Here is an 11,965-nt window from a genome sequence, read left to right as displayed (position 1 = left end):
ACACAACGAAAACGCCAGCAATCCTTGCGGCAAGACCTCATTAAGCGCGCGACCTTTAGCCTCACGGTCATGTTCAGCGTATCTTCAATTCCATCAAGGGTGACCGTCAATGACCTCGATCTCCGCAACGACCACCAATTCCTACTCCCCACTCGACCGCCTCAAGAGCGAGCTCACCAAGGAAGTCTCGGCGGGCACCATCAGCTCGAGCGATGAGTCCGCGCTCTCGTCCGCGCTCGACGACATCGATTCATCGCTCAAGAGCGGCGCATCGAGCGCGAGCTCCTCGTCGCCGCCTTCGGCTGACGAGATGCAGTCCAAGATCGACGACCTCATCCAGAACGAGGTATCGAGCGGCAAGCTGACCAGCGACCAGGCCAGCGAACTGAAAAACGTGTTCGCCAACACCTTCTCCGGCAGCGCCGGCGGACCGCCGCCGCCCGATGGCAGCAGCGACTCATCGAGCACGAGCAGCACGGATTCGACCTCCTCGTCCGATTCGTCGTCCAGCTCGTCTTCGGCCACCACCGCAGAGCTGATGAAGGAGTTGATCTCGCTGCTCCAGAACGCGACCAACCAGTCGACCTCCTATAGCTCCAGCGGCAACTCGGCGTCCTCCAACGCATCGAGCGCGCTGCTCGTCGACTATTCGACATAAGGGCTGCGGCCCGGCGCACTCCGCCGGGCCGTCACCCCTGCTTCATCAACGCCGTCACGTGCAGACGACGGCGGATGCGCATGCCCTGGCGCTGATAGAGCGCGATAGCGGATGTGTTGTTCGAAAACACGTGCAGGAACGGAATCTCGCCGCGCGCCTCGATCTGGCGCGCGACCGCGGCGAGCAGCGCCTGCGCGTAGCCGCGCCCGCGATAGTCGGGATGGACGCAGACGGCCGTCATCTCGACGAACTTGCCCGGCTTCATGCGCTCGCCGGTCATCGCGACCAGCTCGCTCCCGGCGCGAATGCCGAGAAACGTGCCGAGTTCGTGCGTCCGTAAAGCGAACGGTCCGGGCTTGGTCAGCGCCGTCAGCGCCATCATGGCAGGCACATCAGCCTCGCCGAGCGTAACGATCTCGACGCCACGCAACGGACTGTCCGCAGGCGATCCGATCATCTGCTCGCCGGACTCCGTCAGCACGACCTTGAAGCCCGAGGGAACATCGACCGGCTCCGGCGTGAACAGCGCGGCGACCTGCGAGCCGGACATGAGATCACCGAGCGCGGCAAAGCTTGCTGCCGACATGTCGACCATGTCGGCGAACGGCGTCATGTCCAAGGGATAGCGCAGCGCGCGCGGGCCGCCTTCGGCCAGATGCTTATGGCTCGTCGTCAGCGCGCTCCAGATCGGACGATCCAGTAGCCGCACATCGTTGTCGGACACCGGCTCAATCCTTGTCGAAGCTAACGATCACGGCCGCATTGGCAATGAGGATGGGGTCGTTGGCCTGCTCGGTGGCCGACGCAATCTCCAGCCCGCCCTTGACCGCGTTGACGGTCACGGTGCCATAGGGAAGCTCCTTCGCAACCGCCTCCTTGTCGACGGCCTCGGGATTGGGCACGCCAATCGTGACGTCGACGAACATGTCGTTCGCGGTCTTGCCGATCATCCGAAAGAAACCGAGGCTCGAATGCCGGATCGCATCCGACACCGCCCGCTTCGCCGCCTTGGTGGCGTCCCTGCCGTGAACGTCGACGCCCATGCCCATCTCGGTGATACAGCGAACGCGAGTCATGTCTTATTCCTGTGGCTGATTGGATGATTGGGAGTGTCGGCGATCGGTGGTCGCGACACAAGTGCGTTGTCGTATTCAGGCGTGATCTCCGCCACAAGCTCCATCATTGCGAGCGCAGCGACGCAATCCGGAATCTTTCCACGGAGGGACTCTGGATTGCTTCGCTGCGCTCGCAATGACCATGTGGAAATAGCTTCGCCCCATCACATCAGGCCTTCGATTTCTCATGGGCCCGCAGCTCGTCGACGAGCACCCGCACGTTCTCCGAATAATCGATCGGGATCGAGATCAAGTGTACGCCGCCTTCCTTGAAGGCAGCATCCAGCGTCGGGCCAAAGCTGTCGATGCTTGCGATGCGGTGGCCCTTGGCGCCGTAAGCCTTGGCGTACATGGCAAAGTCGGGATTGCCGAAGGTCATGCCATAATCGGCAAAGTGATCGACGGCCTGCTTCCAGCGGATCATGCCGTAGGCGTGGTCCTCCAGCACCAGCACGACGAGGTTGAGCTTGAGCCGGACGGCGGTCTCCATCTCCTGGCTGTTCATCATGAAGCCGCCGTCGCCGGCGACCGCGAGCACGCGGCGATCGGGATAGAGCATCGCAGCCATCATCGCCGACGGCAGGCCGGCGCCCATCGTTGCCAGCGCATTGTCGAGCAGCAACGTGTTGGCGACGCGGGTGCGGTAGTTGCGCGCGAACCAGATCTTGTACATGCCGTTGTCGAGCGCGACGATGCCGTTCTCCGGGATGACCTGGCGGATGTCGTGCACGATGCGCTGCGGCGTCGGCGGCCAGCGCGCCTCGGTGGCGCGGTCGGCGATGTGGTTGAGTATCTCTTCGCGCAACGGCAACAGCGCCGCCGCCTGCGGCAGCTTGCCTTCGAGCCGGTCAGCCAGAAGCTCCAGGCTCGGGCCGACATCGCCAACGACCTCGGCGTCAGGAAAATAGACCAGCTCGACACTCGCCGAGGTGTAGCTGACGTGAATTACCTTCGGCCCCGACGGCCCCATGATGAAGGGCGGCTTCTCGATCGGATCATGGCCGATCGCCACGATCAGGTCGGCGGCGTCGATGGCGTCGTGGACATAATCGCGCTCGGACAGCGCCGCGGTGCCCATGTAGAGATTGGTGCCGCCGGGAACGGTGCCCTTGCCCATCTGCGTGGTGAAGAACGGAATGCCGGTCCGGCGCACGAAGCTCGCGATGCCGTGGGTCGAGCGCGGCCGGCTGGTCGCCGCGCCCATCATCACCAGCGGGCGCTTCGCGGCCAAAATCATCCCGGCGGCTCGGTCGAGCGCGGCGCGGTGCGCAACGGGAATCTCGATCGGATGGATCGGGATCACGGGGACGGCCGGCACCTCATCGCCCGCGATGTCTTCGGGCAGCTCCAGATGCACCGGACCCGGCCGCTCCTCCGTCGCCATCCGGAAGGCGTCGCGCACCACGGTCGGAATCGAGGAGGCGCTGATGATCTGCCGCGAGAGCTTGGTCAGCGGCTTCATGGTCGCGACCACGTCCACGATCTGGAAGCGCGCCTGCCGGCTACTCATGATCGGCTTCTGCCCCGTGATGAGGATCATCGGCATCGCGCCGAGATGTGCGTAAGCCGCGCCGGTCGACAGATTGAGGGCGCCCGGGCCAAGCGTGGAGAGGCAGACGCCGGGCTTGCCTGTCAACCGGCCGTGGGTCGCTGCCATGAAGGCGGCCGCCTGCTCGTGGCGGGTCAGGACCAGCTCGATCCTGGAGGTCCGCAGCGATTCGACGAGGTCGAGGTTTTCCTCGCCGGGCACGCCAAAAATGCGATCGACGCCTTCGTTCTCAAGCGCCGCGACGAACAGGTCCGATCCCTTCGCTTTGCGTTCCTGCTCGCTCATGTCGCCTCCGCTTGTTGCCGGCTCCCATGTTCCGGGAGCGGGCGCATGGTAGCGGCTGGCGCCGCGGGCACAACTCACAAAGAGGCGCATAGCTCCATCAACACCGTTATTGCGAGCGCAATGATGGCGTATGGAGAGACGACATTCGCCCCCTCGTGTCCCGGACGCGCTGCAGCGTTCTTACGCTGCTGCGCAGAGCCGGGACCCAGCGGGCCGCGTACTCGCTGATGCATGGGCCCCGGCTCTGCACCGCATCACTTCATGCTGCGCAGCGTCCGGGGCACGAGACCTTTGTGCAACGATAAACACAGCTTCGCAGCCTCGCGGCTTGTTTCACCCGAGCTTTGCTTCGGCGCCTTGCCCTCAATTGAAAGAGGGCGCAGGGAAGACCGGGTGCCGGCTGGCACCCGCGGTCCACTGTGCGATAATTGCGCTACAAGAATCTGCACAGCGGCATACAGGTGAAGCCAAACATCCGGCCTTCCCTGCGCAGTGGCTTTACGGCTTATGTCGTGCTCTCCCCGGGGAGCGATGCACTATTGCCCCCGTCGCCTTGCGGATGACTGATGTGAGGGCCCGGTTGGACACAACGCATCACCGCAAACCTTGACGCACAGGCTCCGGGCGCCAGGACCACACGATTTTGCCGTACGCGGATCACACCGGTCGTATGCGCGAGGCCTTCGCTCACGGTTGCCCGCCCTGCAAAACCCTTCGCGCCGACGTGACCCACGTCCACCGCCATCCGACCCGCGTTCGTGACGATCGCGATACGCCCCTCTTCCTTGGGCCGGGTTGCACGACACATACGCCGTTTCCGAATTTCGGTAAAGTGGCATATTTTTGACGGTGCGGATTGACCGAGGGTTTGGGTGTTTTGCCCGTCGGGCAACGCAAGCTCTCGTATCCCGAATGGAGCGCAACGTCATCCGGGGTTTTCGCCGGCGGATGCAGCGGTCCCGGATTTCGCCGCGCTCCATCCGGGCTGCGCATCATCGCAAAGAATCTTCGTCCAACCGAGTCAACCGCACTGCCCTTCCCGCACCCGAAGTTCCTCGCCCAACAAATCAGCACCAAATGGCCGCATGTGAGTCCGCAACCTTCGGCGTCGGGGCGACTTCTTGGGCAGCGACTTTTCTGTCGCGATCTCAACTGCCAACCCAAAGGAGTACACATGGCTCTTCTCGGAAACCTGCTCGGCACGGTCGACGGCCTGCTTGGAACAGCAACAGGTGCGCTGTCGGGCAGCGCCAATGCAGGTGGAAGTGCAACGGCCGGCGCCAGCGGCTCGGTCGATCTGTCTCACACGCTCGATGTGGGAGCGCTGATCGAAACCAACCCGAGCATCGACGTCTCCACGTCGGGCCTTGCAGGAACCGGTGGCATCGACGCCTCGATCTCCGCGCCGACCGCCGTCGGCCTTAGTGCGGATGTCGGCCATCTCGACGTTGGTGGTCTCCTCCACGGTCTGGTCTGAGTCCTAGTTCGCTGATGACGACAGGTGACGTGGGGCGATCCGCCCCACGTCACGCCATGCGTGAGCCCGCCAGCGTCCCGGCGCAGAATCGTTCGACACATTTCGACACATTAAGGATATCCAGATGGCGGCAGCCCTTTCGACGGTCGCAGACGAGGCGGCAGAGCCGCCGTATCGGCGCGGCGACGACGTCCGCGAAGCGCTGCTGAAACTCTGGCCGCATTTCCTGTGGGCCGGACTGTTCTCAAGCGCGATCAACCTGCTCTATCTGTCCTCGCCGCTCTATCTGATGCAGGTCTATAATCGCGTCCTGCTCAACGAAAACATCTCCACCCTCGTCCTTCTCACCCTCATCCTCGCCATCGCGCTCCTGACCATGGCCGGGCTCGACGCGGTGCGCGCCTGGATCCTGATCCGCTGCGGCATCCGGCTCGACATGGAGCTGTCGACGCGCGTGTTCGAAGCGCTGGTGGTGCGGTCGGCCGAGCGCGGCGCTTCGCGCGGCGCGCAGCATTTGCGCGATCTCGATCAATTCCGAACTTTTGTCACAGGGCCCGGAATCTATTTCGCGTTCGACCTGCCCTGGATTCCGATCTATCTGCTGCTGCTGTTCTTCATCCACCCCCTGCTCGGCCTCGTCGCGACCATCGGCGCGCTGCTGCTGCTCGGACTTGCAGGCGTGAACGAAGTGCTGACCCGCTCGCCGATGAAGCAGGCCGAGTCCTCCGGCAACCAGTCCTACGTATTCACCGAGAATGTCCTGCGCCATGCCGACGTGATCCGCGCCATGGGCATGCAGCCGGCGGTCGAGCGCAACTGGCAGACCCAGCGCTCGGCGATGCTGGTGCAGCAGGCAATCGCCAGCGACAAGAACGCGGTGATGGTGATGACGTCGTCGATCCGCTTCTTCCGCCTGCTACTGCAATCCCTGATGCTCGGCACCGGCGCGTGGCTCGGGATCGACCACGCCATCACGCCTGCAACGATTTTCGCCGCCAGCATCGTCATGGGCCGTGCGCTGGTTCCGGTCGAACAGGCGGTCGGCACCTGGAAGCAGTTCATCGGCGCACGCGATTCCCACACAGAGGTGCGCAACCTGCTGGCGACCGTCGACCTGACCGTGCCGCAGACCATCGTGCCGAAGCAGCGCAATACCGTCGAGGTGCGCGAGCTCGTCTGCGAATTGCCGTCGCGGCCCGAGCCGGTGCTGAAAGGCCTGTCCTTCGAGCTCGCCGGCGGCCAGGCGCTCGGCATCGTCGGGCCCAGCGGTTCGGGCAAGAGCACGTTGGCACGCCTGCTGGTCGGCGCCATGTCGCCCGCCGCTGGCCGCTTGCGCTTCGGCGGCCTCGACTACAATCACTGGGACCCCGTCGAATTCGGCCGTCATGTCGGCTACCTCCCGCAGGATGTCGGGCTGTTCGCCGGCACCGTGCGCGAGAACATCGCGCGCTTCGGCGATGCCTCGACCGACGAGATCATCGATGCCGCCATCCGCGCCGGCATCCACGACATGGTGCTCGATCTGCCCCGGCAATACGACACACGGCTCGGCGGCGGCGGCGTCGGCCTGTCGGGTGGACAACGCCAGCGGCTTGGTTTGGCGCGCGCTCTGCTCGGCCGCCCGCCGCTGCTCGTGCTTGACGAGCCCAACGCCAATCTCGACGCACCCGGCGAGGAGGCGCTGAAGGCCGCGTTGCTCAAGGCCAAGGCCGACGGCGCCGCCGTCATCGTCATCACCCACCGCACCACGATCCTCGACATCGTCGACGTCATGATGGTGATCCGCAACGGCATGCTCGACATGCTCGGCCCTCCCGGCGAGGTCTATCAGGCCTTGCAGCAGCAGGCCGCCGCACGGGCGGCCGCGTCATGAGCACCGCAACCTATGTCGCCGATCGCGAGCGCGCTTATTATGCGCGGCCGGGACGGCCCGCACTGGTTGGCGCCATCGTGGTCGGTGCGTTCGCGTCAGCCATGACGCTGTGGGGCACGCTCGCCCCGATCTCGGGGGCCGCGATCGCCAGCGGCAACCTCCAGGTTGAGGGTCGGCGCCAGAGCGTGCAGCATCCCTATGGCGGCGTCGTCCGCCAGCTTCTGGCGCGCGATGGCGCCCATGTCGAAAAAGGACAGCTTCTGCTGGTGCTCGACGACAGCGATCCGCGCGCCAAGCTCGACGTGCTGGTTGCCGATCGCGACGCCGCCCGCGCGGCGGAGGCGCGACTGATGGCCGAGCGCGACGACCATGCCATGGACTTTGGCATCGATCCGAAGGACGCGAAGCCCGCTTTGCGCCAGGCGATCGCGAACGAGACCGCGATGATGGCCGCGCGAAAACACCAGTTCGAGGCGGAGACATCCGTGCTCAAGGGCAAGATCGCCGAGCTGAATGCGCAGATCGGCGGCACGCAGGCACAGCTCACCGGCACTGAAAAGCAGCGCGAGCTCCTGGCCGACGAGATGAACGGAGCGCAGCGTCTGTACGAACAGGGCTATACGCCGAAGACGCGGATCCTGGCGCTGCAGCGCGAGGACGCCAAGCTCCAGGCCGATATCGGCGCGCAGCGCGCCAATATCGCCGGCATGCAGCAGCAGATTTCGCAGAATGAGGCAGAGATCGCCAAGGCCGAGCGCGCCCGGATGAGCGAGATCACCGACCAGCTCCGCTCCACCGAGAACAAGCTCGCGGAGCTCGCCCCGAAAGTTGACGCTGCGACGGATGTCGTGACGCACACACAGATCAGGGCTCCCGCGACCGGATCAGTGGTGGGGCTCGACGTGTTCACCGAAGGCGGCGTGATCCAGCCCGGTGCAAAGCTCATGGACATCGTGCCGTCGGACAATCCGCTGATCGTCGATGCGCAACTCAAGCTGTCCGACATCAACGACGTCACCGTCGGCCGCCGCGCCGAGATCCGGCTGACCGGCGTCAACTATGTTGAGCGTCCCCGCCTTTACGGCACCGTGCGAACGGTCTCGGCCGACCGCGTCACCAACGACAAGGCCGGCGGCCCCGGCTATTACGCGGTCGAGGTCTCTCTTGAGCCGGAGGACGTCAAGAAGTCGCGCATCGAATTGCAGTCGGGCATGCCGGCCGAGGTGATCGTGCCGACGCGGCCGCGCACGCTATTCGAATATCTGTTTGGTCCGCTGCGCGACGAGCTGACCCGCGCCTTCGAACGCTGAGGAGGAGCCAATGGCTGCATCCGAGCAGAACAACCGCCGCGCCGAAAAAGCCGAGATCGCCCGCCACATCACGACGGAAGAGACGATTGCGTTCATGACCGCGCTGATCGCCTTCCTGAAGGATGCCGAGGCCGCCGGATATCATGGTGGCAACGATGCGCAGCCGCTGCCGTCCGACGTGCCACCCACGCCGTCGCATGCCTCTGATCCGGCGCATGCCGCTGATCCGGCTCCGGCCGAAGTAACGCCGGGCGATCACCAGCCAGTCTCAGGCGATCAGCATTCCGATGTGAGCGTGCCGCCGACGAACGAGACCTCGACGACGCTTCATATGGATGGGACCGGTGGCGGCGTCTCGCATGCCGACGGAAATACCGGCGTCGTTGCCATGACGGACAGCTCGGTCAGCGCGACCGCCCCGATTGACAGCCACGCTCCCGTCGCGTCCGATCATGCGGCAGTAGCCGTCGGCGGCCCCACTCACGCCGATGCCGCGACGTCCGCGTCGATCGATCCGCCACCATCGCTGCACGATCTCGGCAGCACGATCACGAACTTTGTCGACACCTCGCTGTCCGCCGTCTCGCACACGCTCGACAGCCTGAGCACGACGGTGTCGCAGCTGACATCCACGGTAACCGGAACAATCGGACAGCTCACTGACAGCGTCACCGGCCTCGTCGGCGGCCTGCTGCATTCCGTCGGAGGTGACGGGCATGAGGCGTCCTCCCCCGATTTGTTCAGCGCGCTGGTCACGGATATCATCAGCACACCGCTGGCGTCGCCTCATGACAGCGCGGCGACGCACGTCGATATCGGCGGCATCGACACCGCCGGCGCGGTGCCGATGGCAACGCTGCCGCCGGTGACGCTGCATCTTGGCTTTCTCGGCCAACCGACTGATAGCCACGATCTGCACGACGGCGCGTTCTCGGCGCTCGGCGTGCATCACTTCTAAGCGACCTTCAGCGACAGCTCCGTGCCGCGCTTGAGCGGCGGCGTCATCGAGACGAAGCCGTTGCTGGGATCGCGGATGAAGGCGAGGTACCGACCGTTTCTCGATGATCGATCCCCGCGGCGATTGACGGCAGATTTATATCTGACTAAAGTCAGATAATGCTCGATCCCGTCTCCCGCGTCCGCCGCTTCAACCGTGCCGTGACCTCCGCCGTCGGCGCGCTCGATAATTCATTCCTCGGGCGCGGCCGGCCGCTGGGCGCGGCGCGCGTGCTCAATGCGATCGGACAGGGACGCTCGGACGTCGGCGAGGTCCGCGACTATCTCGGCCTCGATTCCGGGCTGATGAGCCGGCTGTTGCGCAACCTGGAAGACGAAGGCCTGATCGAGACGCAAGCGCATGAGGACGATGCGCGCCGTCGCGTCGCCAGCCTGACCCGCGCCGGCAAGCGCGAATTCGCGGCCTATGAGGCGCTGTCGAACACGCAGGCCGAAAGCTTTCTCGCCCGGAATGTGCAAGCCGAGGCGCTGCTCGCGGCGATGGATCTGGTCGCCTCCGCGCTGACGCGCGATCGCATCGCGCTCGCCGAAATGGATCCGCGCAGCGACGAGGCGCGCTATTGTCTTGGCGAATATTACGCCGAGCTCGGCCGGCGCTTCAAGCAGGGCTTCGACGTCTCGCTGTCGCGCGACCCTGATGCCAAGGACATGCGCCGGCCGCGCGGCAGCTTCATCGTCGCGATGTCGGACACGCTGCCGATCGGCTGCGTCGGCCTGAAGGGAACGGATCATGGCTATGCCGAAATCAAGCGGCTGTGGGTCGCGCCCTCGGCGCGCGGATTGGGCCTCGGCAAGCGCCTGATGGATGCCGCCGAGGATGCCGCGCGCAGGCTCGCCATCGCGCTGCTGCGGCTCGACACCAACAGCGCGCTGCCGGAAGCCGGCCGGCTCTACCGCACCACCGGCTGGCGCGAGATCCCGCGTTTCAACGATGACCCGTATCCGGATCTGTTCTTCGAAAAACGCCTGTGAGCGGCGCGTCGATTCCCCTGCTCCCGCGTTAGTTAGGCTCGGGGCCGCAGGAGTATCACCGTGACCGGAGTCGAGCTTGCTGACATCTATCGCAACTACATCGCTTGCCTGAATCGGCAGGATTGGCCCGCGCTCGGCCGGTTCGTGCACGACGAGGTCGCCCACAATGCGCGGCCGCTCGGGCTCGCGGGCTACCGCGCGATGCTGGAGCAGGATTTTCGCGAGATTCCGGATCTGCGCTTCAACATCGAGATGGTGATCTCCGAGCCGCCCCACGTCGCTGCCCGGCTCAAATTCGAGTGCACGCCGGTCGGGACATTTCTTGGGCTGGCCGTGAACGGCCGGCGCGTGTCCTTCTGCGAAAACGTGTTCTACGAATTTCGCGACGGAAAGATCCGGCAGGTGTGGTCGATCATCGACAAGGCGGCGATTGAGGCGCAGCTCTGAGGCTGCGCCTCATTCTCGTCATGCCGCCACCGGTGCCGGCGCCGGCTCGGCTTGCGGCTTGGGGAACGGCCGGAACGTCATCGCCATCAGGAAGGCGCCGAGGCCCATCGCCCAGGAGCCGATATAGAGCCAGGCATAGCTGGAGAACGCATCATAGATCAGGCCGCCGGCGAGCGGGCCGGTCGCCATGCCGAGGCTGCCGGCCATCGCCGTGCCGCCGATCACGGTGCCCATCATCCTGAGCGGAAAGTTTTCGCGGACGATCACCGCATAGAGCGGCATGGTGCCGGCATAGATGAAGCCGAACACCGTCGCGACCGCGTAGAAGGTCGTGAGCTCATGGGCGAAGACATAGCCGAGCGCGCCGAAGGCTTGCGCGAGCAGGCCCGAGACCAGCACGCGCTTGGCGCCGAGCCGATCGCCCATCAGGCCGAAGGCGATGCGGCCGCCGAGGCCGGCCAGCCCCTCGACACTGTAGATCGTCACCGCCGAGATCAGCGGAATGCCGCAGCTCACGGCATAGCTGACGGTATGGATGATCGGGCCGGAATGGGTGGCGCAGCAGAAGAAATTGGTGGCGAGCAGGATCAGGAATTGCGGCGAGCGCAACGCTTCGCCCACGGTCATCTCGGATTGCGGGCCGCCTTGGCCGGCCACCGCGACCGGCGGATGCGCGAGCGCTGGCGGACGGCGGACCAGGAGCGCGACCGGGATCATGATGGCAGCGACGACCAGCGCCACGATCTGCATCGCGGTGCGCCAGTCATGATGGGAAACCAGCCAGGCGGCGAGCGGCGCCATCGTCATCGGCGCCACTCCCATGCCGGCCGACACCAGCGAGACCGCGAGGCCGCGATGGGTGTCGAACCAGCCGGCGACGGTCGCCATCATCGGCGCGAAGATCGCGGCGCAGGAGGCGCCGACCAGGAGGCCGAACACGAACTGGAACACGATCAGCGAGGTCGCGTGGCTCGCGGCGAACAGGCTCAGCGCCAGCACGATCGATCCCGTCAGCACCACCGGCAGCGGCCCGAACCTATCAGTCACCGTGCCCCACGCCATGCTGGTGAAGGCCATCGCGAGGAAGCCGATCGTCATCGCACTGGAGATGCCGGTCACCGACCAGCCGGTGTCCCTGGCGATCGGCTGCAGGAACACCGGCAGCGAAAACATGCCGCCGATCGCGACGCAGCCGAGCAGGCCGCCGGCGGCGACGATCACCCAGCGATAAGAGGAAGCAGTCATCTTTGTCTCCCGTCAGG

Annotated in this window: 11 protein-coding genes; 7 read left to right on the top strand and 4 right to left on the bottom strand. The window is 65.2% G+C overall.

The window, feature by feature from the left end; translation table 11 throughout:
* The first annotated feature begins 109 nt into the window (after positions 1–109).
* Positions 110–658, top strand: a complete 549-nt coding sequence (locus FXB38_RS28425) for a hypothetical protein (RefSeq protein ID WP_148754237.1) — start codon at positions 110–112, stop codon at positions 656–658.
* Positions 659–689: 31 nt separating this feature from the next.
* Here FXB38_RS28425 and FXB38_RS28420 read toward each other — a convergent pair whose 3' ends face one another.
* From FXB38_RS28420 to FXB38_RS28410, 3 genes are all read right to left on the bottom strand, one after another.
* Complete coding sequence (locus tag FXB38_RS28420) at positions 690–1,382, bottom strand: GNAT family N-acetyltransferase (protein ID WP_148754236.1); 693 nt, start codon at positions 1,380–1,382, stop codon at positions 690–692.
* 4 nt (positions 1,383–1,386) lie between these two features.
* Positions 1,387–1,734, bottom strand: coding sequence for a Lin0512 family protein (locus tag FXB38_RS28415; protein ID WP_148754235.1), 348 nt, complete (start codon positions 1,732–1,734; stop codon positions 1,387–1,389).
* Positions 1,735–1,942: 208 nt separating this feature from the next.
* A complete protein-coding gene (locus FXB38_RS28410) occupies positions 1,943–3,607 on the bottom strand; it encodes an acetolactate synthase large subunit (RefSeq protein ID WP_148754234.1) in 1,665 nt (554 codons plus the stop codon).
* A 1,174-nt stretch (positions 3,608–4,781) separates the two neighbouring features.
* On the opposite strand from FXB38_RS28410, the gene FXB38_RS28395 reads away from it, so the two are divergent.
* The 6 genes from FXB38_RS28395 to FXB38_RS28365 all read left to right on the top strand — a co-directional run bounded on the left by FXB38_RS28395 (position 4,782) and on the right by FXB38_RS28365 (position 10,703).
* Positions 4,782–5,084, top strand: coding sequence for a hypothetical protein (locus FXB38_RS28395; RefSeq protein ID WP_148754233.1), 303 nt, complete (start codon positions 4,782–4,784; stop codon positions 5,082–5,084).
* A 124-nt stretch (positions 5,085–5,208) separates the two neighbouring features.
* Positions 5,209–6,957, top strand: a complete 1,749-nt coding sequence (locus FXB38_RS28390; protein WP_148754232.1) for a type I secretion system permease/ATPase — start codon at positions 5,209–5,211, stop codon at positions 6,955–6,957.
* Positions 6,954–8,267 carry an HlyD family type I secretion periplasmic adaptor subunit gene (locus FXB38_RS28385; protein WP_148754231.1) on the top strand — a complete coding sequence of 438 codons (1,314 nt, stop codon included), beginning with the start codon at positions 6,954–6,956 and terminating at the stop codon, positions 8,265–8,267. Before FXB38_RS28390 ends, FXB38_RS28385 begins: the two co-directional genes overlap by 4 nt.
* A 10-nt stretch (positions 8,268–8,277) precedes the next feature.
* Entirely contained in the window at positions 8,278–9,225 is a 948-nt protein-coding gene (locus FXB38_RS28380; protein ID WP_148754230.1) for a hypothetical protein, read from the top strand.
* A gap of 158 nt (positions 9,226–9,383) precedes the next feature.
* The gene (locus tag FXB38_RS28370) at positions 9,384–10,256 is read left to right on the top strand and encodes a helix-turn-helix domain-containing GNAT family N-acetyltransferase (RefSeq protein ID WP_148754229.1); all 873 of its coding nucleotides are present in this window, start codon (positions 9,384–9,386) and stop codon (positions 10,254–10,256) included.
* 60 nt (positions 10,257–10,316) lie between these two features.
* Positions 10,317–10,703: an ester cyclase gene (locus FXB38_RS28365; protein ID WP_148754228.1), complete on the top strand. Its 387-nt coding sequence runs from the start codon at positions 10,317–10,319 to the stop codon at positions 10,701–10,703.
* A gap of 18 nt (positions 10,704–10,721) precedes the next feature.
* Here FXB38_RS28365 and FXB38_RS28360 read toward each other — a convergent pair whose 3' ends face one another.
* A complete protein-coding gene (locus tag FXB38_RS28360; RefSeq protein WP_148754227.1) occupies positions 10,722–11,948 on the bottom strand; it encodes an MFS transporter in 1,227 nt (408 codons plus the stop codon).
* Between the last annotated feature and the right edge of the window lie 17 nt (positions 11,949–11,965).

Source organism: Bradyrhizobium cytisi, from assembly GCF_008123515.1.
In the GTDB taxonomy this organism is placed as follows: domain Bacteria; phylum Pseudomonadota; class Alphaproteobacteria; order Rhizobiales; family Xanthobacteraceae; genus Bradyrhizobium; species Bradyrhizobium cytisi.
Note: the sequence above shows the minus strand (reverse complement) of the source record. Positions and strands in the feature narration are given on the sequence as shown.